General features: G+C 74.3%; 23 protein-coding genes and 2 riboswitches. Of the genes, 7 read left to right on the top strand and 16 right to left on the bottom strand.

All coding sequences use genetic code 11. The features are described from left to right. Positions 1-9: 9 nt before the first annotated feature. The 3 genes from NOSIN_RS04310 to NOSIN_RS04300 all read right to left on the bottom strand — a co-directional run bounded on the left by NOSIN_RS04310 (position 10) and on the right by NOSIN_RS04300 (position 2,490). On the bottom strand, positions 10-987 hold the full coding sequence (locus NOSIN_RS04310; protein ID WP_077689490.1) for a prepilin peptidase: 978 nt from the start codon (positions 985-987) through the stop codon (positions 10-12). 163 nt (positions 988-1,150) lie between these two features. Next, positions 1,151-1,918, bottom strand: coding sequence for an SseB family protein (locus NOSIN_RS04305; protein ID WP_077693396.1), 768 nt, complete (start codon positions 1,916-1,918; stop codon positions 1,151-1,153). A 107-nt stretch (positions 1,919-2,025) separates the two neighbouring features. Then, positions 2,026-2,490: a MarR family winged helix-turn-helix transcriptional regulator gene (locus tag NOSIN_RS04300; protein WP_077689489.1), complete on the bottom strand. Its 465-nt coding sequence runs from the start codon at positions 2,488-2,490 to the stop codon at positions 2,026-2,028. Positions 2,491-2,642: 152 nt separating this feature from the next. On the opposite strand from NOSIN_RS04300, the gene NOSIN_RS04295 reads away from it, so the two are divergent. The 4 genes from NOSIN_RS04295 to NOSIN_RS04280 all read left to right on the top strand — a co-directional run bounded on the left by NOSIN_RS04295 (position 2,643) and on the right by NOSIN_RS04280 (position 7,791). Next, positions 2,643-3,185: a YceI family protein gene (locus NOSIN_RS04295; RefSeq protein ID WP_077689488.1), complete on the top strand. Its 543-nt coding sequence runs from the start codon at positions 2,643-2,645 to the stop codon at positions 3,183-3,185. A 182-nt stretch (positions 3,186-3,367) separates the two neighbouring features. Beyond that, complete coding sequence (locus tag NOSIN_RS04290; RefSeq protein ID WP_077689487.1) at positions 3,368-3,679, top strand: DUF2470 domain-containing protein; 312 nt, start codon at positions 3,368-3,370, stop codon at positions 3,677-3,679. 215 nt (positions 3,680-3,894) lie between these two features. Further along, complete coding sequence (locus NOSIN_RS04285; RefSeq protein ID WP_077689486.1) at positions 3,895-6,618, top strand: protein kinase domain-containing protein; 2,724 nt, start codon at positions 3,895-3,897, stop codon at positions 6,616-6,618. Between the two features lie 252 nt (positions 6,619-6,870). Then, positions 6,871-7,791 carry an aldose 1-epimerase family protein gene (locus NOSIN_RS04280; RefSeq protein ID WP_077689485.1) on the top strand — a complete coding sequence of 307 codons (921 nt, stop codon included), beginning with the start codon at positions 6,871-6,873 and terminating at the stop codon, positions 7,789-7,791. Between the two features lie 21 nt (positions 7,792-7,812). Here NOSIN_RS04280 and NOSIN_RS04275 read toward each other — a convergent pair whose 3' ends face one another. From NOSIN_RS04275 to fmt, 10 genes are all read right to left on the bottom strand, one after another. After that, a complete protein-coding gene (locus NOSIN_RS04275) occupies positions 7,813-8,400 on the bottom strand; it encodes a nucleotidyltransferase family protein (protein ID WP_077693395.1) in 588 nt (195 codons plus the stop codon). Between the two features lie 173 nt (positions 8,401-8,573). After that, on the bottom strand, positions 8,574-9,734 hold the full coding sequence (locus tag NOSIN_RS04270; protein WP_077689484.1) for an XdhC family protein: 1,161 nt from the start codon (positions 9,732-9,734) through the stop codon (positions 8,574-8,576). A gap of 114 nt (positions 9,735-9,848) precedes the next feature. Continuing rightward, positions 9,849-10,310, bottom strand: coding sequence for a PH domain-containing protein (locus NOSIN_RS04265; protein ID WP_077689483.1), 462 nt, complete (start codon positions 10,308-10,310; stop codon positions 9,849-9,851). A gap of 104 nt (positions 10,311-10,414) precedes the next feature. After that, complete coding sequence (gene ribH / locus NOSIN_RS04260) at positions 10,415-10,888, bottom strand: 6,7-dimethyl-8-ribityllumazine synthase (protein WP_077689482.1); 474 nt, start codon at positions 10,886-10,888, stop codon at positions 10,415-10,417. 78 nt (positions 10,889-10,966) lie between these two features. After that, on the bottom strand, positions 10,967-12,256 hold the full coding sequence (locus tag NOSIN_RS04255) for a bifunctional 3,4-dihydroxy-2-butanone-4-phosphate synthase/GTP cyclohydrolase II (RefSeq protein WP_077689481.1): 1,290 nt from the start codon (positions 12,254-12,256) through the stop codon (positions 10,967-10,969). Between the two features lie 97 nt (positions 12,257-12,353). Next, complete coding sequence (locus tag NOSIN_RS04250) at positions 12,354-12,980, bottom strand: riboflavin synthase (protein WP_077689480.1); 627 nt, start codon at positions 12,978-12,980, stop codon at positions 12,354-12,356. A 118-nt stretch (positions 12,981-13,098) separates the two neighbouring features. Beyond that, positions 13,099-13,229, bottom strand: a riboswitch (FMN riboswitch). A gap of 70 nt (positions 13,230-13,299) precedes the next feature. Continuing rightward, a complete protein-coding gene (locus NOSIN_RS04245) occupies positions 13,300-14,442 on the bottom strand; it encodes a phosphatase PAP2 family protein (protein WP_077689479.1) in 1,143 nt (380 codons plus the stop codon). 241 nt (positions 14,443-14,683) lie between these two features. After that, entirely contained in the window at positions 14,684-15,355 is a 672-nt protein-coding gene (gene rpe / locus NOSIN_RS04240; RefSeq protein ID WP_077689478.1) for a ribulose-phosphate 3-epimerase, read from the bottom strand. A gap of 167 nt (positions 15,356-15,522) precedes the next feature. Further along, positions 15,523-16,992 (bottom strand): RsmB/NOP family class I SAM-dependent RNA methyltransferase, encoded by a 1,470-nt coding sequence (locus NOSIN_RS04235; protein WP_077689477.1) that lies wholly within the window; start codon positions 16,990-16,992, stop codon positions 15,523-15,525. Positions 16,993-17,076: 84 nt separating this feature from the next. Beyond that, entirely contained in the window at positions 17,077-18,012 is a 936-nt protein-coding gene (gene fmt, locus NOSIN_RS04230) for a methionyl-tRNA formyltransferase (RefSeq protein ID WP_077689476.1), read from the bottom strand. 241 nt (positions 18,013-18,253) lie between these two features. Here fmt and NOSIN_RS04225 point away from each other — a divergent pair, with 241 nt between their 5' ends. Both NOSIN_RS04225 and NOSIN_RS04220 read left to right on the top strand, forming a co-directional pair. After that, the gene (locus tag NOSIN_RS04225; RefSeq protein WP_077689475.1) at positions 18,254-20,437 is read left to right on the top strand and encodes a primosomal protein N'; all 2,184 of its coding nucleotides are present in this window, start codon (positions 18,254-18,256) and stop codon (positions 20,435-20,437) included. A 72-nt stretch (positions 20,438-20,509) separates the two neighbouring features. Further along, a complete protein-coding gene (locus tag NOSIN_RS04220) occupies positions 20,510-21,304 on the top strand; it encodes a class I SAM-dependent methyltransferase (protein WP_077689474.1) in 795 nt (264 codons plus the stop codon). Positions 21,305-21,346: 42 nt separating this feature from the next. On the opposite strand, the gene NOSIN_RS04215 is transcribed toward NOSIN_RS04220, so the two are convergent. From NOSIN_RS04215 to NOSIN_RS04205, 3 genes are all read right to left on the bottom strand, one after another. Further along, positions 21,347-21,886, bottom strand: a complete 540-nt coding sequence (locus NOSIN_RS04215; RefSeq protein ID WP_077689473.1) for a DinB family protein — start codon at positions 21,884-21,886, stop codon at positions 21,347-21,349. Further along, on the bottom strand, positions 21,877-22,578 hold the full coding sequence (locus tag NOSIN_RS04210; protein WP_236743293.1) for an SAM-dependent methyltransferase: 702 nt from the start codon (positions 22,576-22,578) through the stop codon (positions 21,877-21,879). Before NOSIN_RS04210 ends, NOSIN_RS04215 begins: the two co-directional genes overlap by 10 nt. 384 nt (positions 22,579-22,962) lie before the next feature. Next, the gene (locus tag NOSIN_RS04205; protein ID WP_077689471.1) at positions 22,963-24,318 is read right to left on the bottom strand and encodes an aminotransferase class V-fold PLP-dependent enzyme; all 1,356 of its coding nucleotides are present in this window, start codon (positions 24,316-24,318) and stop codon (positions 22,963-22,965) included. A 59-nt stretch (positions 24,319-24,377) separates the two neighbouring features. Beyond that, a riboswitch (SAM riboswitch) is annotated at positions 24,378-24,492 on the bottom strand. 215 nt (positions 24,493-24,707) lie between these two features. Between NOSIN_RS04205 and NOSIN_RS04200 the strand changes: the two genes are divergently transcribed. Then, a complete protein-coding gene (locus NOSIN_RS04200) occupies positions 24,708-25,091 on the top strand; it encodes a DUF3870 domain-containing protein (protein ID WP_073702780.1) in 384 nt (127 codons plus the stop codon). Positions 25,092-25,096: the final 5 nt, after the last annotated feature.

The raw sequence follows: 25,096 nt of genomic DNA, 5'->3' as shown, positions 1-25,096 counted from the left end.
CACCCGGGCTCAGGGTTGGGGCAGCAGCGGCCCCTCGGCCAGGACGGTGGCGAGGGCGGCGGCGAGCATGAACGGGCCGAGCGGCAGCGGGTCCCTGCGGGTGAGCCGCCGGAGCGCCATGAGGACGAGGCCTACGAGCGAGAAGGCGGCGAAGGCCCAGAAGACGGCGACCAGCGCCCCGAGGGGGCCCGCGGCCCAGCCCGCGTACAGCCCGGTGAGCCCGGACAGTTTGACGTCGCCGAACCCGAGCCCCGCGCGGTGCACCCGCCACAGCAGCCAGTACAGCACCGTGACCAGGGCCATGCCGACCAGTGCGTCGACGAACCGGTCGGTGTCGGGGCCCCCGGGCGGCAGGAGGGCGGCCGCCCCGATCAACACCGCGGCCACCGGGTAGGCGGGGGCCACGACGGCGTCGGGCAGGCGCATGACCCTCAGGTCGATGACGGACAGCAGCACGCCGACGGCGACCAGCCAGAGCACGGCGAGAAGGTCGAACGGGCACCAGGGGGACCGCGTCAGGGACCAGAGTCCGGCGGCCCCGAAGAGGAGGGCGGTCAGGGCGACGACCGCGGGGTCGGGGCGGATGACCTGCTCGCAGTGGGGACAGGCCCCGCGCTTGCGCAGCGCCCGGGCCTCCACGACGGGAAGCCAGCGCAGGAAGCGGAGTTCGGCACGGCAGTGGGGGCAGCGGGGCGGCGGCGGCCCCTCGTCGTCGTCCTCCTCCGGCGGCGGACGCTCACTGGGCACGCCCTCGGTGTCCACGTGGACCCTCGTGGCGTCGTTCCCCCGCTCCGCGGGGAGCGGCAGGTTCCCGCGCGGTGCGGGTGGGTTCGGGGAACCGGGGGTCAGCGGTGCCCGCGCCGGGCCGAAGAGGTGGACCAGGCGGCCGTTGAGCCGGCCCGCGACCGCACCGAGCAGGGCGAGGAGGACGACGGTGACGGCCGTCCACAGAAAGGGGTGGAGCGCGAATGCCGAGGGGATGGGCATGTTGGGAAGTTACCGTTTCGGGCCCCGCGGCGACACCACCAGGTCCGGCCTGTGGACGACCACGGCACGGTCCCGGCGGCTCCGGACACGGGGAGGGCGCCGCCGCGCCTCCGCCTACGCACCGCCGCCGACCCGTCTCCGTGTCGGCCGTCCCTCCTCCGGGCTACTCCTCGTCGGCCGCCTCCCGGCCGGGCTGCTCGTCGGCCGCCTTCCGGCCCGGCTCCTTGCCGTCGTCCCGCCGGGCGCGCACGACGGCGCTCAGCTCGATGCCTCCGGGCAGTACGTGCCGCAGTTCGGCGGTGAGCCGCTCGGCCACGCGCCGCAGGGCCTCGTCGTCGCGCTCGTCGAGTTCGAGGCGGATGCCGATGTCGCCGCGCTCGGAGGGGTGGATGCGCACGCGCTCGATGCCGAACTCGGTGTGTGTGACCTGGTAGACGAGCGCGAGGACCTGCGGGTCCTCCCTGGGCTCGGGAACGGCGCCGGTCTCGGCGAGCATGGTGAGGAAGCGGCCCTGGACGGTGTAGGGCGCCGGGCCCGCCACGTCGACCACGAGGGCGTCCGCCCCCTCCTCCACGGCCGCCTGGCAGGCGTCCTTGGTGGTGAAGGGCACCGGCCGCGCGTCCGGGCGCCAGCGGCGGACCGCGTCCACCGAGGTGAAGGCGAGCATGCCCCGGCGCCCGTCCTTGCCCGTCATGATCGGGACGGCGACCTCGCTGTGCTTGTCCTTGGTGAGCCCGCCGAAGCCCTCCTCCGTCCCGGTGGCCGTGGCGACCACCGGGATGAGCACGCGGGACCCGCTGAGCGCGGCCAGCACCTGGCGGTCGCCGTTCCGTCCCGACGCGTGTTCGCGCAGGCGCGCCTCGACCTCGGGGTCGGCGCTGCCGTCGTCGTCACGGAAGTTCTGGGCGCCGGTGATGGATGGTCTGCTCACGGGCACCGACTCTACCGGGGGCCGGTCGGCGGTGCGCCCCGCGCTCGCGCGAACCTGGCGGACCTGTCCGGGCCCCCGGCCGGCGCGGGCCCCGCGCCCGTGCGGACCTATCCGCGGGGAGGGGTCCCGTCGCCGTCGAGGGCGGCGATGATCGTGCTGAGCTGGGAGACCTGCTCGCCGGTGAGCTTGTCGAACATCAGGGAGCGCACACACGCGGCGTGTCCGGGCGCGGCCTGGTCCAGGAGCAGGGATCCCTTCTCCGTGAGCACGGCCCACAGTCCGCGCCGGTCGTCGTCGCAGTGCTCCCGGCGCACGTAGCCGTCGCGTTCGAGCCTGGCGACCTGGTGGGAGAGCCTGCTCTTGGAGACGATGACGCTGTCGGCGAGCATCCGCATGCGCATGCGCTGGTCGTGCGCCTCGGACAGGTGCACGAGGATGCCGTACTCGATGAGCGAGAGCCCGGTGCTCGCGCGCAGGTCCCTCTCCAGCTCGTCGTAGATCCAGGCGTTCATCCTGAGGAAACCACGCCAGACGTGCTGTTCCTCGCCGTCGAGCCACGTGGCCTTGTCCATGGGCCCCATCGTAGTGGCGGCCTGCGGGCCGGCCTTGCACGAGTGCGTCGGAACACGTAACCCCTTCCAGGGAAGATACTTCTAAGGTACCTTGTTACTCAGCAGTGAGCAGGACCCGACCCCGGGTCCGCCGACCCGACGAGGGAGACACCATGGCAGAGCAGGAACTGAAGCCCGGCACCTGGACGATCGACGCCGCCCACAGCGTCGTCGGCTTCTCCGTACGGCACATGATGGTCAGCAAGGTACGCGGCCGGTTCGAGAAGTTCGACGCCACGCTGACGGTCCCCGAGGACCCCACGCAGTCCTCCGTCGAGGCCACCATCGACGCGGGCTCCATCAACACGGACAACGGTGACCGCGACACCCACATCCGCTCGGCCGACTTCTTCGGCGTCGAGCAGCACCCGCAGTTCACCTTCCGCTCCACCGGTATCGAGGCCAAGGGCGAGGACTTCGTCCTCAAGGGTGACCTGAGCATCAAGGGCAACACCCGGCCGGTCGAGATCGCGCTGGAGTTCAACGGCTCCACCATCGACCCCTACGGTCTGACCCGCGCCGGCTTCACCGGCTCCACGCAGATCAGCCGCAAGGAGTTCGGCGTGGACATCGAGATGCCGATGGAGAGCGGCGGCGTGGTCGTCGGCGACAGGATCACCATCGACATCGACGCGGAGTTCACCCGCCAGGACTGAGCGGACGCGGAACCGGGCGGGGCCGCACGGGACCGCGGCGTCGGGACGGCATCCGCGCCGGAGCTTTGACGACACACCGTCACCATCTCCGGAGCCCCTCGGATATCGTCGGCGGGGGAGGGCCACACGCCCTCCCCCGCCCGCTTTTCCCGCATGCGCCCGCCCGCCGGCCAGGAGGTCCCGTGCCCCCGACCCACCCCTTCTCCCCCGAGGTCGTCGCCGCCGTCACCGCCCACATGAACGGCGACCACCCCGAGGACACCCTGCTCATCTGCCGCGCCCTGGGCGGCCTTCCCGAGGCCACCGCCGCCCGCATGACGGGCCTGGACGGCGACGGCGGCGACTACGCGGTCACCGCGGGCGGCGCCGAGCACACCGTCCGCATCCCCTGGGCCCGGCCGCTGACCGAGCGCGCCCAGATCCGCGCCGAGGTCGTGCGCATGTACCAGGAGGCCCGCGAGAAGCTCGGCGCGGCCCCGCGCGAGGGGCACTGAGCCCCCTCCGCGTCACCGGTCCCTCCCGGATCACACTTGTTCGTCGGAACTCCGCGCGGCCGCGGGGAGTCGAACGAAGGCAGGGAGATGACGACACGTCCCGGACAGTGCCGCCGACGGCGCGCGACGGGCCGCACCGGCCTACTCTGGAAGGACCGTCGATCCCCCGCCCGTACACGACAGCAACGCCTATCCGAAGGACGGCCCCGGCCTCCATGGTGATGCCCGACCCCGGCGACGACAACGCGCCGACCCAACGGATCGAACCCACCGCGCCGACCACGCGAACCGGCCCCGGTGCGGGCTCCACCCGCACGGGAGCCACACGCTGGGTCACGCGCGTCCTGCGCCCGGGATCCGCGCGGCGGGACGACACGGCGCCCACCCGCGTCACCGCCCCCGGCGCGGAGCGCACCAGCGCCCTGCCGGGCTCCGCCCGGGCGGACCGCTCCGCCCCCGCCGCCCCGACGGCGGTGGCCGGCGCCCCACGGTCCGCTCCCACCGTCCCCGGCGGCGGACGCGGTGACGACCGCGCCCCCTGGTGGCGGGCCCTGTTCGGCCCGCTCCTGGACTGGATGGCCCGCCTGGTCTCGCGCGTGGTGGTCGGACCCGCGGGCGACCTCGACTACGCGGTCCCCGCCGAGCTGCGCCGCCGCTACCGCGTGCTCGACCACATCGGCGCGGGCGGCGAGGCCGTCGTCTACCTGGCCGAGCCCACCGACTCCCCCGGACGCCGGCTCGCGCTCAAGGTCTACCGGCCCGGACACGACATCAACCGCGAACTCCTCGACCGGCTCCGCGCCCGCGGCACCGCGTCGCCCCACGCCCCCGCCATCCACGGCTACGGCACCGCGGCCAGCGCCTGGGGCGAGGACCTGGCCTGGGAGGCGCAGGAGTACTTCTCCCGGGGGTCGCTGCGCACGCTCATCGACCAGGCCCCCCTGGAGGAGGAGCGGGCCAGGGCCGTGGTCTCCGCGGTCGCCGAGTGCCTGCACCACTGGCAGCACGAGCTCCAGCACAACCACACCGACGTCAAACCGGAGAACCTGCTGGTGCGGTCCCTCGACCCGCCGGTCGTGGCGCTCACCGACTTCGGCGGCGCCGTGCGCGCCACCATGAGCCGGGTCTACGGCGGGCTGGCCATCACCGAGGACTACGCCGCGCCCGAGGTCGTCGAGGGCCGCCGCGAGGCACCCGCCGCCTGGTGGTCCCTGGGCGTGATGGCGCACGAGCTGGTGAGCGGCCGGCGCCCCGAGCGCGGCGGCAACTGGCTGACCGCGCGCAACACCGAGGTGGACATCTCCGCGATCACCGACGAGCGCTGGCGTCTGCTGGCCCGCGGCCTGCTCGCGCCCGCCCCGTCCGCGCGCTGGGGTTACGACGAGGTCGTCCAGTGGCTGGCCGGCGAGCGCCCGCAGATCCGCACGGCACGCCGCCTGCGCCCCATCGACTTCGCGGGGGTCAGCCACGAGGACCCGCCGAGCCTGGCCTTCGACCTGCTCGACCGCTCCGACACCGGCGCCATGTGGCTGCGCAGCCACTGGCCGCAGCTGCGCACCTGGCTGGACCGGGAGGTCAACGACTACACCTTCGACCGCGCCTACCTGACCGGCCTGGACGCGTACCCCGAGCGGGCGCACGTGGCGATCAGCGCGCTGGCCGCCCGGTACGTGCCGGGAATGCCGCCGCGCTTTCGCGGACACGAGATCAGCGCCGACGGGCTGCTGGCCCTGGCCACCGGCGAGGCCAGCCGGCACGCGGTGGTACGCGAGGCCGTGGCCTCGGGCGCGGTCGGGCTGGGCGCCCAGCACTGGTGTCCGCACCCGGGCTGCCGTTCGGGCGGCTCGGGCCGGTGCGCCCTGCTGGAGCGCGTCCAGCACGAGGTGCCCCTGATCATGCGGCGGGTGTCCGAGACCCTCGACCGGCTGGTCGGCTCGGGCCCGGACGCCCCTCGGAGCCCGGACACCCACGAGACGGACACCGCGTGGGCGCGTGCGGTCGAGCTGGTGCTGGTCCCCGAGAGCGCGTCCCGGTACCGCTCACTGCTGCGGCACCAGTCCTGGCACCCCCGTCGGCGCAGCACCGCCCCGCACGCCCCCTGGTGGGCGGAGCAGCGGCGCCTGGCACTGCGCGACGGCACCGGACGAGACGCCCTGGCGACCAGGAGCGCCCTGGTCACCGCCGTGCTCCTGCTGCCCGAGGCGGTCCGGGTGGGCGGCGGTATCGCCGAACGCGAGCGCGCCGACGGCAGGGCACGCCGCCAGGACCGGTGGGCGGCGCTGGCCGGTTCGGCCCGTGAGCGCTGGTCCCAGGTCCGGGAGAGGGTCTCCGCCCCCGGGCGGCGCGGGACCGGGGCCGCCACGGCACCGACCAGGCCGGACCAGTCGGCCGTCCCGCAGCCCTACGGCCCCGCGGGTACGCCGGAGCCGGTGCCGAGCCCCCGCGAGCAGGAGCGCCGCAGGCGCCGGGCCGATCGGACCATGGGCCAGATCCAGCGGGCGATGAAGGCGGGCAAGTGCCGCCGCTTCGCCTATCCGGCGGCGCTGCTGGGCCTGGTGGACGGACTGGGCCGGGTGGTGCGCCCGCCGCAGGGCTTCTACCCCGAGAGCGAGTTCGTGACCTCGTCCTACACGGGGCTGTTGGGCGCCGCCGACGGCGCCGTCCTGGGCTGGCTGTCGGAGGTGACCGGTTCGGTGACCGGGCTGCTGCCGGGCGGCACGGGCGACGCGTGGTGGTTCCCGGTGCTGTTGTCGGTCGTACTGGTGGTGCTGGGGCGCTCGGCGGCCAGCAGGAAGCCCACCTCCCGGGCCCGCCGCCGCCTGGGGGCGTTCCGCCTGGCCGTGGCCGGATCGCTGTTCATGGTGGTGGTGCTGTTGTCCACGGGCCTGGTGGCACTGGGCTCGGGCGTGCTGATCCCCCTGGACGGGCTCCTCGGCTGAGCACGCGAGGATCCTGCTTGCGGGACATCCCTCGCCCGTCTGGTGTGCCGACCGTAAACGTTGCCGGTGTGGCGGGTGGGTCCGGACCGGCCGGAGCAGCATGCCGCCGCACACGCTTGAGGACCGACCCGGCCGGAAGCGGCGAGGGGCGCGGTACCGCGCGTGGGGCGCGGCCACCGGGGCCGGTGTGGGCTATGATCACCCGGTTCGGCATGCGTCCGGACGAGACCACGACGGGGAAGCGGGTGACAGGTGGGTGACGTGATCGAACTGCACGCCGGAGAGTACCGGGCGGGCATCGACCACACGGGGGCGGCTCTGCGGTCACTCACCTGGCGCGGCCGGGACGTGGTCTGGCCCTACGGCGCGGACGGCCCCACGGCCTTCCAGGGCCAGGTCCTGGCGCCGTGGCCCAACCGGGTGACCGAGAAGGGCTACCGGTTCGGCGGCGCCGAGTACCACCTCGAACCCAACGACCCGGCCACGGGCACGGCCATCCACGGCCTGGTCCACGACCGGACGTGGTCGCCGGAGTCGGTGTCCGGGGACGCGGCCACCCTGCGCCTGGACTTCGAGGGCACGCCCGGCTTCCCCTTCCCCCTGGAGCTGTCCGTCACCCACCGGCTCACCGGGGACGGGCTGGAGGTCACCACCACCGCCCGCAACCGGGGCGGCTCGCCCGCGCCGTTCGGGCTGGGCTTCCACCCCTACCTGACCCTGGGCGAGCCCCTGTCGGCGCTGGCCGAGCGCGGCGAGCTCACGCTGGAGGTCACCGCGGGCGCACGCCAGCCGGTCGACGAGCAGATGCTGCCGTCGGGCGCACCCGTCCCGGTGGACGGCGGCCCGCTCGACTTCCGACCGCCGGGCCGCGGGCTCGGCGACACGGTCCTGGACACCGCCTTCACCGCGCTGGAGCGCGACGGCGACGGACGCGCGTGGGTGCGTGCCAGCGGCCCGGAGCACCGGGTCTCGCTGTGGTGCGACTCCAGCTTCGGCTGGCTGCAACTGTTCAGCGCCGACACCCTCGGCGGGGCCGACCACCGGGCCCACCTGGCGGCCGAGCCGATGACCTGCCCGCCCAACGCGCTGGCGACCGGCACCGACCTGATCGTGCTCGCGCCGGGCGAGTCGACCGGGCACACGTTCGGCATCACGGCCGAGGCCCGGGGCTGAGCGCCGCCGGCCGGCCGCGCCTCATCCCGAGCCGGAGGGCTCGCGGCCCAGAACGTCGCTGAGCCGCTCCAGGTCCTCCACGGTGTCGATGTCCTCCGGGCTGGCGACGTCGTCACAGGCCACGGGGGTGACCAGGTGCGAGTACGCCCGCAGGAACGGGCGCGCTCCCACGTCGTGCACGGCCATGGCGTAGACGGTCGACCAGTGCTCGCGTCCCAGCAGCACCGGGTTGCGCTGGTTGCCGTGGTAGGTGGCCACCGCGGCGCGGGCGCCCTGCTCGTGCGCGCGCACCAGGCGGCGCACCGCCTCGGGGGTGACCAGGGGCTGGTCGGCCAGCGCGATCAGCACGGCGTCCACCGTGCCGGGCAGTGCGTCGATCCCCGCGCGCACCGACGACCCCATACCGGTCCGCCAGTCGGGGTTGTGCACCGTGTGCGCGCCGTCGACCGGCGTGTCGGCCGCGCCCAGCACCACCATCGCGGGGGCGCATCCGCCCTCGGTCAGGATGCGCACGCCCCGGTCGACCAGGCGCTCACCGCCCACCTCGACCAGCGCCTTGGGGCGCCCGAGTCTGCTCCCCGCCCCCGCCGCCAGCAACAGGCCCGCCACCCGGCCGGCACGCTTCCACTCCCGGTCCTGCGCGTCCCCAGTACCCATGACGAGATGATGCCACGCGAGCGCGCTCCGGGTGGGCCGCCTGGCACAGCCGGTCCGGGCTCCTCACGCGGCCCCCCTCCTTCCCCCGCGGTGACCAGGTGCTTCGACCCGGAACGGGTTTCGGTTCACTCTGCTGAGTGACCGAATCCGGCCGGAATGAGGGACGCCTTCGGCGTGTCGTGGTGGATGCGTCCGCTGGTCTCGCGCAGCGCGCGGCCGCTGCCGCCCCACCGGTCGCGTACCAGCTCCGCGGCGATCGACACCGCCGTCTCCTCCGGGGTGCGCGCCCCCAGGTCCAGGCCGATCGGCGAGTGCAGGCGCTCCAGCGCCTCCTCCTCCACCCCCGCCTCGCGCAGCCGCTCCAGCCGGTCCTCGTGGGTGCGTCGCGACCCCATCGCGCCGATGTAGCCCGCGCGGGTTCCGAGGGCGGCCCTGAGCACCGGCACGTCGAACTTGGGATCGTGGGTGAGCACGCAGACGGCGGTGCGCTCGTCGATCTCGTCGGCGATCTCGTCCAGGAACACGTGCGGCCACTTGACCACCACCTCCTCGGCGGTGGGGAACCGCTTGGCGGTGGCGAACACCGGCCGGGCGTCGCACACCGTCACCCGGTAGCCCAGGTAGGTGCCGAGGTCGGCCACGGCCGCCGCGAAGTCGATCGCGCCGAACACCAGCATGCGCGGCGCGGGCGCGAACGACTGGACGAAGACCTCCAGCGCGTCGCCGCGCCGCTGCCCGTCGCTCCCGTAGCGCAGCAGGCCGGTGCTGCCCTGGGCGAGCATGCCCCGCGCGTCGTCGTCCAGCGCGTCGGCCAGCCGGTCGCTGCCCAGGTCGCCCTCGGCGTGGCCGGGCCAGATCACGCGGCGCCGCCCCACCCGGCCCTCGTCGGAGGGGTCGGAGACGATGGTGGCCACGGCGACGGGCTGATGCTCGTCGACGGCGCCGATCACCGAGCCGAGCTGGGCGTAGGTGGCCCTGCTGATCGGCTCGACGAACATGTGCAGGGTCCCGCCGCAGGTCAGCCCCACGCTGAAGGCGTCGTCGTCGCTGACCCCGTAGGTGCGGCGCACCGGCACGCCCGTGCGGATGACCTCCAGGGCCTCCTCGTAGACCGCGCCCTCCACGCAGCCGCCGGACACGCTTCCCACGACCTCGCCGGAGGCGCTGACCAGCATCGCCGCGCCGGCGTCGCGCGGTGCGCTCTTGTAGGTGTCGATCACCGTGGCCAGCGCGAACGTCTCGCCTGAGGCGTACAGGTCGGACACGGCCGCTCGGATGTCGCGCACGCGGTACCTTCTTCCACGTTCGGTCAGGTGGCTCCCAGTACCAAACTACGTGGCTCACGCAACACCGCGGGAGTCCCCGATCCTCAAGAATCCGGCGCCTCCCTCGGGAGGTTCCTACGAGTATCCGGGCTCCTGGGCCTCGCCGCGGTCGTGCAGCAGTGCGCGGAACTCCGCCAGGCCGCGCCGGGCGAGTTCGCCGTCGGCGCTCTGGATGCCCATCACCGCCAGGGTCGTGCCGTCGGACAGGTCCACCGAGGGCCAGGGCTCACCGGTCGGCATCCGGATGTCCACCACCTCGGCCCACGACAGCACGTGGGTGCGGATGCTGTTGACCACCGTCACACCCTCCTCGGCGGCCACCAGCCGGGGCCGGGCGAGCAGGTGCAGCGCGGCGGCGATGACCAGGCCCGTGCCCACCATCAGGAACCGGTCCATCGGCCCCCACTCCCCCGGCATGATCACGGCGAGCACCGTCAGGGTGGCCACGATCAGCAGGGCCAGGCCGTAGGCGACCCACCGCACCGACCGGGGCCGCCACGTCCTGGGCAGGACCGGCCGCTTCGACGCCTCGTCCACGGGCTCTTCCCTCGTCCGCACCGACTACTCCACTCCTGACCGGCCCGTGTGGCCGGGCGACCGCCCGACCACCGGGAACACCGTTTCCGCGCGACCCGGTCCGGTCAGCGGCGCAGACCGCGCAGGACCACCGCCGTGTCCAGGGCGGCCAGCGCGGCCTCGGCGCCCTTGTTCTCGGCGCTCCCCGGCAGGCCGGCGCGGTCACGCGCCTGCTCCAGGGTGTCACAGGTGAGCACGCCGTTACCGACGGGGGTGGAGTGACGCAGGGCCACCTCGGTCAGGCCGTGGGTGACCGACTGGCACACGTAGTCGAAATGGGGCGTGCCGCCCCGGATGACCGCGCCCAGGGCGATCACGGCGTCGTGCTGCCGGGCCAGCTCCTGGGCGACCACGGGGATCTCGACCGCCCCGGCGACCTCCACCACGGCGGGTTCGACCACCCCCGAGGCCTTCACCACGTCCAGGGCGTTGGCGAGCATCGGCTGGACGAGGGAGGCGTTCCAGCGGGTCACGACGATGCCCACCGACATCCCCGAGGCGTCCACGGCCTGCTCGTCCGGACGTCCTTCACCACTCATGGGTCCTGCTTTCTGTCTGTGCCGCGGAGGGGCCGACCGGGCCGCCCCGCGGGGTCCCGCCGGTTCCGGGGACCGGTCTCAACGGGCGACGCCGGTCAGGTCGTGGCCCATACGGTCGCGCTTGGTACGCAGGTAGGTGAGGTTGTCCTCGGTGACGAAGGAGGGCATGCCCACCCGCTCGCCGACCCGCACGCCGTGGCGTTCCAGCCCCTCGGCCTTGTCGGGGTTGTTGGTCAGCAGCCGTACCGAGGACACGCCCAGGTCGGTGAGGATCTGGGCGCCGGCGCCGAACTCGCGGGCGTCGGCGGGCAGCCCCAGGCGCAGGTTGGCGTCGACGGTGTCCACGCCCTGGTCCTGGAGGCTGTAGGCGCGCAGCTTGTGCAGCAGGCCGATCCCGCGGCCCTCGTGCCCGCCCAGGTAGACCACCACGCCGCGCCCCTCCTCGGCGATGTCGGCCATGGCGGCGTCCAGCTGGGCACCGCAGTCGCAGCGGTGGGAGCCGAACGCGTCGCCGGTGAGGCACTCCGAGTGCAGGCGTGCCAGGACGTCGGCGCCGTCGGACAGGTCGCCGTAGACCAGCGCGACGTGCTCGGCGCCGTCGGTGGTGCCCTTGAAGCCGATCGCGCGCCACTGCCCGTACTTGTTGGGCATCCGGGTCTCGACCATGCGGGTGACCAGCGGCGGGTGGGCCTCGTCGTCGGTGAGGACCTCGCCGAGAGCGGCGCGGTGGACGGCCAGCTGCTCCACCGACACCAGCTTGAGCCCGTGCTCGTCGGCGAACTCGCGCAGCCGCGGCAGGCGTGCCATGGTGCCGTCGTCGTTGACGACCTCGGCGAGCACGCCCGCGGGGCGCAGACCCGCCAGCCGGGCGAAGTCGACGGAGGCCTCGGTGTGTCCGCGCCGGGCCAGGACGCCGCCCGGGCGGGCGCGCAGCGGCAGGATGTGGCCGGGGCGCACGAAGTCGGTGGGACGGGTTCCGGCCGAGGCCAGCAGGCGGATGGTGCGGGCGCGGTCGGCGGCGGAGATGCCGGTGGTGACCCCCTCGCGGGCGTCGACGGTGACCGTGTAGGCGGTGCGCAGGCTCTCCTCGTTGCGCGCGGTCATCAGGGGCAGGTCGAGGCGGTCCAGGTCCTCGCCCTCCATGGGCACGCACACCACGCCGGAGGTGTGGCGGATCATGAACGCCAGGAGTTCGGGTGTGGCGAGTTCGGCGGCGAAGATGATGTCGCCCTCGTTCTCGCGGTCCTCGTCGTCCACCACCACGACGGCCCGCCCGGCGGCGAACTCGGCGATGGCCTCCTCGATGGGGTCGAGGACGACGGCCTGGTCGGTCTCGGTGGTGGCCGGGGTGGCGTCGGTGACGGTCATTGCCGCTCCCTGGGGTGACTCGTGGGTGGAGATGGTGTGCCGGGTGGCGGCCCGCCCGCGCGGGTCCGCCCCCTGGTGCCGTGTGCCGGGTCGGGGCTCACGCCCGTGGACGGGCCGAAGCCACGGCGGTGATGCGCTCGACGTACTTGGCGATGACGTCCACCTCGATGTTCACGGTGGTTCCGGCGGTGAGGCCCCCCAGGGTGGTGGCCCGCAGGGTCTCGGGGATCAGGCTGACCTCGAAGAACTCCTCCCGCGCTCCGGGGTCGCTGACCGCGGAGACGGTGAGGCTGGTGCCGTCGACGGTGACGGAGCCCTTCTCGACCACGTACGGGGAGAGGTGGGCTGACAGCCCGAAGCGCAGAACGTCCCAGTTGTCGCCGGGATTCCGGGAGAGCAGGCAGGCGGTGCCGTCGACGTGGCCCTGGACGATGTGGCCGCCGAGGCGGCCGTCCACGCGGGCGGCGCGTTCGAGGTTGACCGGGGAGCCGACGGTGAGCGAGCCGAGGCTGGAGCGGTCCACCGACTCCTTCATCACGTCGGCGGTGAAGGTGTCCCCGTCGCGGCCGACGACGGTCAGGCACACGCCGTTGACCGCGATGGAGTCGCCGTGGCCGACGTCGGAGCTGACCAGGGGTCCGCGCACGGTCAGGAGCAGGGCTTGGCCGCCCGCTGGTTCGATGGAGACGATCTCGCCGAGTTCTTCCACGATTCCGGTGAACACGCCCTTGCCTTCCTTCGCCTGGTCGGCTCCGGGGCGTCAGGGGTGTGGAACGGGTCCACGGCAAGGCGGCACCGGCTCTACCGCGCGCGAGGGGCGCTGCGACAGGCGGACCGTCCCGACACGTACTGCCTCCCATCCGGACTTTCACCGTCGGTACCGGAATCTCACCGGTTCAACCGGCCGATGGATTCGGCCGGGTCGCGGACTGTCACCGCCGGTTCGGAATTACACCGACCCCGGAGCACGTGTTTGACTGTTGTCTCAACGATTCGGATCCTAACCCCTCGTCAGCCGGAACACATAGCCCGTGTGACACGAATCATCCGCGTTCGCCCCTGTCAGAGGGATCTGCGGAGGTGTCGGACGACGTGTCGGCGGAGGCGTCTTCGGGTGTGTCACCGGTGGCGCGGTCACCGTCTCCCACGGGTCCGCGGGCGGAGTCGCCGGCCGGATCCGGGGGTCCGGGCCGCTCGGCCAGGCCGCTGCGCACGAACATCTCCGGGGCGAGGTAGGAGGCCCAGAAGGCGATCCCGGCGTAGGCGAGGAAGGCCGCGGCGGACGCGGCCGGACCGGACAGTTCGCCGAAGAGCACGTCGACGACCACCTGGACGAGCACGATCACCGAGATGCCGAGGACGAAGCGGGCGGCCCGTGAGACGAGGGTGCCCCGGGCGCTGTACCAGCCGCGTCCGGCGAGCAGGGTGAAGCCGCAGAGCCCGCCGAGCAGGGTGCCCGAGGCGGTGTACAGGCCGGTGAGGGTCTCCCCGGCCGGGTCGGTGGGGATGGCGCCGGTCCACGCGACGGGAGCCGTCCAGCCGTCGCGCACCAGCAGCTGCCACAGGGTCGCGGCCACGCAGGGCAGCAGGGTGAGGGCGAGGGCACAGCCCACCCAGCGGGCCGTGCTCAGCCCCAGCCACCAGGCGGTGATCCGCTCCTCCCAGCGCAGGGCCGCCCACAGCACGAGCGCGCCCAGCAGCAGGCCGGCCAGGACGTCGCTGATGAAGTGCGCGCCCAGGTAGACCCGCGAGAGGGCGACGAGCGCGATGACGGCGGCGGCCGCCCACAGCACGGCACGGCGGCCGGAGCGCAGACCGAGGTAGCCCCAGGCGACCATGGCGCCCTGGGCGTGCCCGGAGGGGACGCCGAAGCTGCCATGGCTCACGTGGGCCTTGATCCGGGCGTCGAACCAGGAGGGGCGCGCACCGTAGAGCACCGACTTGAACAGGTAGTTCAGCACGCTGGAGGAGGCGACCACGACGAAGAGCCGGACGCCCAGCCCCGGGCTGAGGCACCAGAAGACCAGGGTGAGCCCGACGATGACGACGGCGTGGGAGCCGAGATGGGTGACCGCCCCCAGCGGATAGGCGAGCCAGTCCCCCAGCCCCTGGAGCCACAGGACGGGAGTGGCCTCCGCCTCCCACAGCACGTCCGCGACCCCCTGCTCGGCCGTCCGATCGTTCAACGCGTACTCCTCACGGGTCCGCGCCTGGCAACGCGCTCACGCCGCGCCGCTCCCCCGCACGCGTGGACGCGGAGGGGAAGACGGAGCCGCGACCAAGCGAAATCAACGACTACGAGTCGCACAGCCTAGGGCCGTGGGCCGCCCGCGTGCCACCCGCGCACGGGCCGTGTCGGGATCGTTGCGCACGGGCGGACCGGGAGGCGGAGGCGGGCCGGCCGGGTCTGCCGGGTTCCGACCGGGGTCACTTCCGTCCGGAGGCCTCCGCGGCCAGGGAGCGCAGGGACTCGACGGCCCCCGCCGGGTCCTGGGCCCCGTAGACGGCCGAACCGGCGACGAAGACGTCGGCCCCGGCCTCGGCCGCGCGCTCGATGGTCTCGGCGCTGACACCGCCGTCGACCTGGAGCCAGACGGAGGCGTCGCGGCTGTCGAGGAGCTCGCGCGCCCTGCGGATCTTGGGCAGGACCATGTCGAGGAACTTCTGGCCGCCGAACCCGGGTTCGACGGTCATGAGCAGGAGCATGTCCATCTCGCCGATGAGGTCGGCGTAGGGCTCGACCGCCTCGCCGGGGTTGAGGGCCAGGCCCGCGCGGGCGCCGAGGCGGCGGATCTCACGCAGGGTGCGCACGGGGGCGCCGGCGGCCTTGGCGTGGATGGTGACGCTGCCCGCGCCCGCCTCGGCGTAGGCCGGGGCCCACCGGTCGGGCTCCTCGATCATCAGGTGACAGTCCAGCGGGGTGTCGGTCGCCTTGAGCAGGGACTCGACGACGGGCAGTCCCAGGGTCAGGTTGGGGACGAAGTGGTTGTCCATCACGTCGACGTGGAGCCAGTCGGCGGACGGGGACACGGCGGCCGCTTCGTCGGCGAGGTGCGCGAAGTCGGCGTTCAGGATGCTGGGTGAGATCTGGATGGTCACGCGTGCAGTGTAACCACGCGGCTCCGAACTGCGTGTACGCGGTCGGACGGGGTCCGTCCGTTCCTTTCCCACGAAACGAACAGAACGTTCGTCCGGCACCTTTACGGCGTAGATTCACCAGGTTTCCCGGGGACGCGGACCGGGGGCACGGACCGGGGTCCGGGCGCTCAGGCCTCCCCGCCCCTGCGGAACAGCGCCAGGAACATCGCGTCGGTCCCGTGGACGTGCGGCCAGAACTGGGCGTACCTCCCCTCGGGGCCTGCCGCGAGGTCGGGGACCTCGTCCAGGTGGTCGGCGGCGCGCAGCAGCGTGAGGTCGTCTCGCTCGGAGAGGACTCCGCGAACGATCGCGTCGGTCTCGTCCAGGTGCGGCGAGCACGTCACGTAGGCGACCACCCCGCCGGGACGGACGGCGTCGGCGGCGCTGTTCAGCAGGGCGTGCTGTAGGGGCGACAGGTCGGCGGCCGAGGACTCGGTGCGCCGCCAGCGCGACTCCGGACGGCGGCGCAGCGCGCCCAGACCGGTGCACGGGGCGTCCACCAGCACCCGGTCGAAGGCCCCCGGGCTCCAGGCGGGCGCGGTGCCGTCGGCGACCACGACCCGTCCCGCGTCGCGCGGGGCACGGCGTACCGACCTGGCCACCAGGCCCGCGCGCGCGGGCTGCACCTCGGCGGCCAGCAGGCGGGCGTCGCGCTGTCCCGCCAGGGACGCCAGCAGGGCGGCCTTGCCGCCCGGACCGGCGCACATGTCCAGCCAGCGGGCGTCGTCACCGCGGACGTCGACCCTGGTCAGGGCCAGGGCGACCAGTTGGCTGGCCTCGTCCTGGACCGCGGCGCGGTTCTGGTGCACCTCGCGGATCGAGGCGGGATCGCCCTCGGGCAGGTAGGCGGCGAACGGCGAGTAGCGGGCCTCCTCGGCACCGGCGGCCACCAGGTCGGCGACGGTGGCGCGGCCCGGCTTGGCCACGAGGGTGACCCGGGGGCGCTCGTTGTGCGCGGCGAGCAGGTGCTCGGTCCTGACCAGGCCGTCCTTGGACCTCTCCCCCAGCGCCCGGGCCAGCTCCTTGACCACCCAGCGCGGGTGGCTGTGCACGACCGACAGGTACCCGCTGGGGTCGACGGCGCGGTCGGGGGCGACCACGGACATCCACGCGTCCAGGTCACGGGCGGACACCTTGCGCAGGACCGCGTTGACGAACCGGCCGCGGTGGTGGCCGACGACCCTGCGGGCCAGGTCCACGGTCGCGCTGACGGCGGCGTGCGGCGGGATCTTGGTGGACAGCAGCTGGTGGGCGCCCAGGCGCAGCAGCGGCAGCACCTCGACGTCCACGGAGGAGAGCGTGCGGTCCACGCAGCGCTCCAGGACGGCGTCGTAGGAGCCCTGGAGGCGCAGGGTCCCGTAGGTCAGCTCGGTGGCCAGCGCGGCGTCGCGGCCGCTGATGCCGCGCTCGCCGAGCAGGGAGGGCAGCAGCAGGTTGGCGTAGGCGTCGCGCTGGTCGACCGCGCGCAGCACGTCGTAGGCGACCCGGCGCGCGGGATCGCGGGGCGCGGGCGGCGGTCCGGACCTGCCCTGGCCGCCCTGGCCGGGCCTGCCGCCCCTGCGAGGGTGGCGGTACGGGGATCGGGACTGCTCGCTCAACGTGTGTGCCTCAACAAACCGGGGACGGGGCCTGGGTCGTGTTCCCTGGCGGGCTTCGGCCCGCCAGGTCGAGACTACGGCAGCTCAGCGGCCCAGGCGGTCGTCTTCGGTGGGACGCACGCCACGTGCCCAGTCGACCGCGGCCATGGCGCGCTTGCCCTGGGGCTGCACCTCGCCCAGGGCGACCGGATGGGTGCTGGTGCCGACGACGACGCGCTTCTTGTCGACGTGCAGCTGGCCGGGGTCGAGCGCCGGGGTGTCGGCGTCGGGGAGGGGGGTGAGGGGGCCGACCTTGAGGCGGCCGCCGCGGAAGGTGGTCCAGGCGCCGGGCGCGGGGGTGCAGGCCCGGGCCACCCTGTCCACGCGCAGGGCGGGGGCGGTGAAGTCGAGTTCGGCGTCCTCGGGGGTGAGCTTGGCGGCGTAGGAGACGCCGTCGGCGGGCTGCTCGACGGGGCTGAGCCGCCCGGCGGCGATGCCGTCGAGGGTGCGCACGAGGAGCTCGGCGCCGGAGACCGAGAGCCGTTCGAGGAGTTCACCGCTGGTGTCGGTGGGGCGCACGTTCTCGGTGAGGGTTCCGTAGACCGGCCCGGCGTCGAGCTCCTTGACGATCTGGAAGGTGGAGGCTCCGGTGATGTCGTCGCCGTGCAGGATCGCGTGCTGCACCGGCGCGGCGCCGCGCCAGGCGGGCAGCAGGGAGAAGTGCAGGTTGACCCAGCCGTGGCTGGGGACGTCGAGCGCGGACTGCGGCAGGAGGGCGCCGTAGGCGACGACGGGACAGCAGTCGGGGGCGATCTCGGCGAGGCGCTCCAGGAACTCGGGGTCGCCCGCCTTGGCGGGCTTGAGGACCTCGATGCCCTCGCCGGCGGCGAGTTCGCCGACCGGGCTGGCGGAGACCCTCCGGCCGCGTCCGGAGCGGGAGTCGGGACGGGTGACCACGGCGGCGACCTCGTGGTCGGAGTCGAGCAGCGCCCGCAGAGACGGCACCGCCACCTGTGGTGTTCCGGCGAAGACGAGCTTCATGCTTATATCCCCATTCACTGGCCCGGGACCGCCCACGGGTGTCCGCGGCCCGGGTCCCCGTGCGCGGGGCCCGGTCGGGGGAGGCGGAAGAGCCCACGAGCGCGGTCTGTCGGGTTCCCATTTCTACCAGTCGCCGGGAGCGGGACCCGCCCGTGCGGGAGCGGTGTCGCCGTGTCCGTGGAGGCCGCCGGACCCGCCGCGCTCGAAAGCGGTGTCGCAGGCCTCTGGTAGACAGAAAGCGATGACAACGCAGCCCGGCCAGCCCGACGGGGCCCTCTTCGACCTTCCGGAGAAGAGCGGGGCCCCGGCGGCCAGGAAGTCCCGCCGTCCGGCCCCGCGCAGGCCCGCCGAGCGGCTCCCGATCGCGCGCGTGGTCGTGGACACCCCGCTGCCCCACCTGGACCGGTACTTCGACTACCGGGTGCCGGCCGACATGGACGAGGCGGCGGTGCCCGGCTGCCGGGTGAGGGTGCGCTTCAACAACCGCCAGCTCAACGGCTTCCTGGCCGAGCGGGTGGAGACCTCGGAGTTCGCGGGACGGCTGGCGTACCTGGAGGCGGTCGTCTCGCCGGAGCCGGTGCTGACCCCCGAGACCCTGGAACTGGCCCGCGCGGTCGCCGACCGGTACGCGGGCACGCTGAGCGACGTGCTGCGCCTGGCCGTGCCGCCCCGCCACGCCCGCGTGGAGAAGGAGGAGGCCAAGGCCTCCGCGGCCGCCTCCGAAGCCGCTCCGGCGCGGGAGGCCGACGCCGACCCGGACACGGCCGGGGAACCTCCGGACGCGGCGCAGGAACCCGCGGCCGCGGAGGACGGGGCCTCCGGCCTGGAGAGTGCCGGGGCGGCCCCGGACGGGGTGGAGCCCGGGCCCTGGGCGGACTATCCCGAGGGCCCCTCCTTCCTGCGGGCACTGCACGAGGGCCAGCCCGCCCGCGCGGTGTGGAACGCCCTGCCCGGCACGGACTGGGTGGAGGCGGTGGCGGTCGCCGCGCGGGCGACCCTGGCGGCGGGGCGCGGCGCCGTGGTCGTGGTGCCCGACGGCCGCGACGTCGAGGCCGTCGACGCCGCGCTGGGCCGCCGCCTCGGCGGGGGCCGGCACGTGGCGCTCACCGCCGACCTGGGACCCGCCGAGCGGTACCGGCGCTGGCTCTCGGTGCTGCGCGGGCGGGTCCGGGTGGTGGTCGGCACGCGCGCGGCGGTGTTCGCGCCCGTCCGTGACCTGGGACTGGTGGTGCTGTGGGACGACGGCGACGACGTGCACGTCGACCCGCACGCCCCCTATCCGCACGCGCGCACGGTGCTGTCGATGCGCGCGCACCGCGCGGGCGCCGGTGCCCTGATCGGCGGGCACACCCGCACCACCGACACCCAACTGCTCGTCGAGTCGGGGTGGGCGCACCCCCTGACCGCCGACCGGACGACCCTGCGCCGCCGCGCGCCGGTGGTGCGGGCGGCCGGGGACGACCGGGAGCTGGCCCGCGACGAGGCGGCGCGGTCGGCGCGGATGCCGAGCTTGGCCCTGCGCGCCGCGCGCGAGGCCGCCCGCACCGGCCCGGTGCTCTTCCAGGTGCCGCGCCGGGGCTACCTGAACACGCTTGCGTGCGCCGGATGCCGCGAGCCCGCCCGCTGCGACTCCTGCCGGGGCCCGCTCGCGGTGCGCGGATCGCACGCCATGCCCTCGTGCGGCTGGTGCGGCCGGGTGGCCGGCCAGTGGGCGTGCCCGGAGTGCGGCCTCACCCGCATGCGCGCCGTGGTGGTGGGCGCGCGCCGCACCGCCGAGGAGCTGGGCCGGGCCTTCCCCTCGCTGACCGTGCGCACCTCGGGCCGCGAGGAGGTCCTGTCGCGGGTGGCGGACACGCCGTCGCTGGTGGTGGCGACCCCGGGCGCGGAACCGGTGGCCGAGAACGGGTACGCGGCGGCGGTGCTGCTGGACGGCTGGGCGCTGTTGAACCGGATGGACCTGCGCGCCTCGGAGGAGGCGCTGCGGCGCTGGCTGAACGCGGCGGCGCTGGTGCGGCCGGGCGGCACGGTGGTGGTGTCGGCCGACGTCTCGCTGCCGGTGGTGCAGTCGCTCGTGCGCTGGGACCCGGCGGGCTTCGCCGAGCGTGAGCTGGCGGAACGCCGGGAGCTGGGCTTTCCCCCCGCGGTGTCGATGGCCTCGGTCACCGGCGGCCCCGAGCACGTGCGCGAGCTGCTCGACCAGATCGAGCTGCCCGAGGGCGCCGAGCTGCTGGGGCCGGTGCCGGTGGGTTCGGACCGCGCGGTCGGCCCGGACGGCACCCACCAGACGGAGCGCGCGCTGCTGCGGGTGCCCCGCGCCGGGGTGGGCGCGCTGACCCGGTCGCTGAAGGCGGCGGCCTCGGCCCGCAGCGCACGCCGGGACGAGCACCTGGCGCAGGTGAGGGTGGATCCGCCGCACGTGGTCTAGAAGCCCGTGCGGTGGGCGCCTCCCGGGGAAAACCGGTGGAGGAACCACCGGAACACGTGGAGACTGCCTGCCATGGCACACTCCGCCGCGGACCTCTTCGACTCGGTGGCCGACGTCTACGACGAGTCGGTGCCCTTCTTCGCCACCTTCGCGCGGCGGCTGACGGCCTGGGCCGGGCCGCCTCCCGGCGCACGGCTGCTGGACCTCGGCGGCGGACGCGGAGCCGTGTCCCTCGCCGTCGCAGAGGCGCTGGGCCCCTCGTGCGCGATCCTCGCCGTGGACGTCTCACCCAGGATGGTCGACGCCCTGGCGGCGCTGCCGGTCCCGGGGCTGCGGGCCCGTGCTATGGACGCCGCCGCGCTCGACCTGCCCGACCGCTCCCGCGACGCGGTGCTCAGCGGATTCCTGCTCCACATCCTGCCGGATCCGGGCGCGGCGCTGCGCGAGGCGGCCCGGGTGCTCCGGCCCGGCGGAACCCTCGCCTTCTCCGTTCCCGGCCCCAGCGCCGACGGAGGATGGTGGTCGCGCTACGGGGAGGTCCTCGACGAGTTCGGGTCCGCGCACACCCTGGACGCACCCGCCGGGATGGGCGGCGGGACGAGCCCCTCCTGGGAGGAGCTCGCCGAGCGGTCCGGGCTGCGGTACACGCGCACGGCCGCCACGGAGGCCGAGTTTCCCCTCGACGGGCCCCGGGCGCACTGGGACTGGCTGCTCTCGCACGGCAACCGCTGGCTCCACGACGCGCTGGAGGAGCCCCACCGCCGCGCCCTCGAACAGAGGGTGTTGCGCACTCTCGACGAGCACCACCCCACACGGGGGCACAGCCTCATCGCCGGAGCCGTCCTCCACGAGATGACCAGGCCCTAGGACGCCTTCGGCCTCCGTGGCGGCGGGGCGGCCGGCTCCCGTTCAGCGTCCGTACCCGGCGCGGTACAGGTCGCGCAGCACCGCGATCTCGGCGCCGTGGTGGATGATCTCCCGGTTGAGGTGGAGCACCAGCGCGACCATCGGGAGGTCGTCCCACTGGGATGACTCGGCGCCGCCCACGGGAGCGGCCAGGCCGTCCTCGTCCAGCGCCTGGATGTGCTCGGACCAGGTCTCGTAGGCGTGGCGCAGCCGCTGCCTGGCGTCGGTGGCGGTCACGGGCCAGTCGATGCCCCGGCTCGTGGCGGTTCGGTCGCCGAAGTGCCAGTTGATGCGGGTCTCCAGCACGTCCACGACGATGTGCCCGAGCCGCCAGGCGATGGTGGTCACCGGCGGCGGGTCCGGTTCGGGGACGGCCACGTCGGGCTGGTGCCAGCCCTCCCGCACCTCGCGGACGGTCCAGGCGTCGGGCACCGGCTTCCAGAGGAGCTCCTCGTCGGTGAGCCCCTCCAGCCTGGGCCACAGGGAGTACTCCCAGTAGAACTGGAGCTGTGCCAGAACCTCGCCGGTCCAGTTCACCGCCATCGGTGCGTTTCCCCTCCCCGCTCGGGTGCCCGTCGGCCGAGTCCCGCCAGGATTCCGGTGCCCTGGCCGGACACGTCCTCGTCAGGGTAGGGCCACCACTCGATGTCGGCGACCCCCGGCTCGATCGGCTGGAAGGGGGAGAGCGCCCGCTCGACCACCGGCCGCGGCTCCGGGGAGGCGAGCGCGAGGTAGCCGCCGCCGCGCATGAGGGCGTGCAGGTCCCCGATCCCGACGGGCGGGCCGTCGGCGGGAAGGGACCGGGTCATCAGAACGGCGACGGGCTCGTCGAAGTCGACGAGCCCGGAGGTGCTGAGGCGGCGCAGGAGCGTGTCGGATCCGGAACCGTCCGCGGAGAGCACCGAGGTGCCCGCTCCGGAGAGCATGCCCGCCGCGCCGGACGGGGCGACGTGGACCACCGAGGCACCGGGGCTGGCGGTGTGGACGCGTTCGGCGGTACCGGGCACGGGGCATCCCCAGTCGACGAACTGGCGCACGCCCGCGTCGGCGCACAGGTAGTCGATCACCCGCCCCAGGAAGGCCTGGTGCGGGCGGGTGTGCGGGAGGGCGGGCGGCTCGCCCCCGCGCGGGTCGAGGCCCACCACACGTGGCCGTCGGCCGGGGACCGGGACGGGCTCGCGCCCACGGAACACGGCCCTGAGCGGACCTGTCTTGGGTCCTCGGACGTTGGTCACGATCACGCTCCCCCAGCCGGTTCGCTCGCGGGAGGCAGGACGCGCCACGGGGAGGGCCGGTCGGGCCCGGACAGCGTTGCGCCATGCCGTCAGGGCCCGATGGTACCGCCTGGGAAAGTGATCCTCGGCACATGCATGGGTGTTATGTGCCCCATTTCGCCGTTTGTGGAGTCCTGTGACGTAAGGGAGTTCTCGTCGACCCGCGGGCGGGCAGGCCACGGCCTCCTGCCCGGGCCCGGCAGGCATCCGTGCGCCCGCGCGGGCGGCATCCGCCCCGGGAGTGGGGGGAGTGGAGCCTCCTGGCGCGGCGCCCCGCCGAAGGGGACCCGCCCCGCCGCAGGGGGCCCGGCGGGGTGGGTCCCTCCCCCGGATCGCAACAGCTTGTCAGAACGCCCTGTCGGGATCGGGTACCGGGGCCAGGCGGCCGTCGCAGTCGGCGTACTCCCAGCGCGGACCACGGGCGACCAGGTCGGCGACCGCGCCGACGAGCCGGTCCACGTGCTCCCGGGTGGTGCCCACGCCCAGGCTCGCCCGCACCGCCTGGCCGTGCCCCTCGGGCAGCAGGTGGCGGGTGAGCGGGTGCGCGCAGAACAGCCCGTCGCGCACCCCGATCCCGTACTCGGCGGACAGCGCGGCGGCCAGCAGGTCGGCGGGCAGGCCGTCCACGGTGAACGACACGATGCCCACCCGGGGGTGCTCGTCCCCCCACAGGGTCAGCTCGGTGACGCCGTCGATCCCGGCCAGTCCCGCACGCAGCCGCTCCAGCAGAGCCGACTCGCGGATGTGCAGCGATCCCTGTGTCCGGGGGGTGAGGGTGTCACAGGCCGCGGCCAGCGCCACGGCGCCCAGCACGTTGGGGCTTCCCGCCTCGTGCCGCGCGGGCAGGTCGTTCCACACCACGTCGTGCTCGGTGACCAGCCGGGTGGCGCCGCCCCCGGACAGGTAGGGGGTGGCCTCGCGCAGCCAGTCGGCGCGCCCGGCCAGCACGCCGGAGCCGAAGGGCGCGTAGAGCTTGTGGGCGGACAGGGCGACGTAGTCCGCGCCGGTCTCCGCCAGGCTGAAGGGCAGGTGGGGCACGTACTGGGCGGCGTCCACGGCCACGCGCGCACCCTCGGCGTGCGCCGCCTCCACCAGTTCCCCGACCGGCCAGATCTCACCCGTGACATTGGAGGCGGCGGTCACGCACAGCAGCCGGGGCCCCTCGGGCGCCCCGCGCAGCGCGGTGCGGGCGGCCTCCACCGCGGCACCGGGGGTGGCGGGCAGCGGCAGGCGCACCACGCGTCCGGCGCGGGAGGCGGGGTGCTCCCAGGGCAGCAGGCCGGCATGGTGCTCGGACTCGAACACGACCACCGTGCAGCCCTCGGGCACCGCGCGGGCCAGCAGGTTGAGGGCGTCGGTGGTCCCGCGCACGAACACCACGGCGTCCGCGGGCCGGGAGCGCACGCCCAGGAAGCGGGCCACGCTGCGGCGCGCGCGTTCGTAGGCTTCGGTGCTGACCTGGGAGTGGTGGCCCGCCCCGCGGTGCACACTGGCGTAGCGGGGCAGCGCCTCGGCCAGGGCCTCGGCCACCGGGGTCAGGCAGGGGGCACTGGCCGCGTAGTCGAAGTTGGCGTACTCGACGCGCTCGCCGGTGACCAGGGGGACGCCCTCCTCGGAGGCGAGGACCGTGCACCGGTCGGTGCCGGACGAACGCGCCGAACGGGCGGAACGGGCGGTGTGGATGGAGCTGACAGTGGTCATGGGGCACCTCGCCTACGGGTCGTGGGACCCGCGGGGGTGCCGTCACGGCGACGCCTCGGGGTCCGCGCTTGTCCGACACGGACGTGTCGGGACCTGGTCCTCACCCGGGGCACCCCACCGCGGAAGGAGGGTTGCCGGCCAGCAAGCCGGGGCTTGACGCTGGCACTCGTGACCTGCGACGCAGATTAACACAGCCGTCCCCCGGCGGACAGTGCGAGCCGCGTGTGGCCCGAACCACCGCCCCGCTTGACAGCCGCGAACGCGTTGGGGACATACTTGTCCCTGCCTGCCCTCACGCCGCGGGTGTCCGGTTCTCCCCGGCCGCCCTCCAGGCGCGAGACTCCAGAGCGTTGGAGTTTTCGCGTGCCCGCGAGCGAGAGGTGTGCATGTTGCAGGGCAACGACCGTATTCAGCAGGTCTTCCGTAATCCCAGGGTCGTCCTGGTCTCCGGCTACGCCCGTCTTCCCGACTCCGTGGCGAGCCACTCCCAGTACCAGCGCCTCGGCGTCGTCCTCGCCGTGGACACCGCGGACGGCCGTATCGTCGCCGCGGACACCACCCTGCTCACCGACCTGGCCAAGGACTTCTTCCGCGCCCTGGTCGAGGGCTCCTCGGTGACCGAGGACATCGCCGAGCTCGTGCGGCGGGTACAGACCCGGTACGCGGGCCAGTCCGGTGCCGCGCTGACCACCGCCCTGCGCCGGTGCCTGGAGACCTACGGCCAGCTGCGGGAGGGCGACCAACTGCCCGGCGGCCCCGACGGCGAGGAGTGAGCACC

Source organism: Nocardiopsis sinuspersici (assembly GCF_001998325.1).
In the GTDB taxonomy this organism is placed as follows: domain Bacteria; phylum Actinomycetota; class Actinomycetes; order Streptosporangiales; family Streptosporangiaceae; genus Nocardiopsis; species Nocardiopsis sinuspersici.
The sequence above is the reverse complement of the archived record's forward strand: the minus strand, read 5'-3'. Positions and strand labels throughout refer to the sequence as shown.

Coding starts and splice junctions, on each gene's coding strand:
- NOSIN_RS04310 (WP_077689490.1), bottom strand. CDS start 987: ATGCCCATCCCCTCGGCATTCGCGCTCCACCCCTTTCTGTGGACGGCC.
- NOSIN_RS04300 (WP_077689489.1), bottom strand. CDS start 2,490: ATGGACAAGGCCACGTGGCTCGACGGCGAGGAACAGCACGTCTGGCGT.
- NOSIN_RS04295 (WP_077689488.1), top strand. CDS start 2,643: ATGGCAGAGCAGGAACTGAAGCCCGGCACCTGGACGATCGACGCCGCC.
- NOSIN_RS04285 (WP_077689486.1), top strand. CDS start 3,895: ATGGTGATGCCCGACCCCGGCGACGACAACGCGCCGACCCAACGGATC.
- ribH (WP_077689482.1), bottom strand. CDS start 10,888: ATGAGTGGTGAAGGACGTCCGGACGAGCAGGCCGTGGACGCCTCGGGG.
- NOSIN_RS04255 (WP_077689481.1), bottom strand. CDS start 12,256: ATGACCGTCACCGACGCCACCCCGGCCACCACCGAGACCGACCAGGCC.
- fmt (WP_077689476.1), bottom strand. CDS start 18,012: ATGAAGCTCGTCTTCGCCGGAACACCACAGGTGGCGGTGCCGTCTCTG.
- NOSIN_RS04225 (WP_077689475.1), top strand. CDS start 18,254: ATGACAACGCAGCCCGGCCAGCCCGACGGGGCCCTCTTCGACCTTCCG.
- NOSIN_RS04220 (WP_077689474.1), top strand. CDS start 20,510: ATGGCACACTCCGCCGCGGACCTCTTCGACTCGGTGGCCGACGTCTAC.
- NOSIN_RS04215 (WP_077689473.1), bottom strand. CDS start 21,886: ATGGCGGTGAACTGGACCGGCGAGGTTCTGGCACAGCTCCAGTTCTAC.
- NOSIN_RS04205 (WP_077689471.1), bottom strand. CDS start 24,318: ATGACCACTGTCAGCTCCATCCACACCGCCCGTTCCGCCCGTTCGGCG.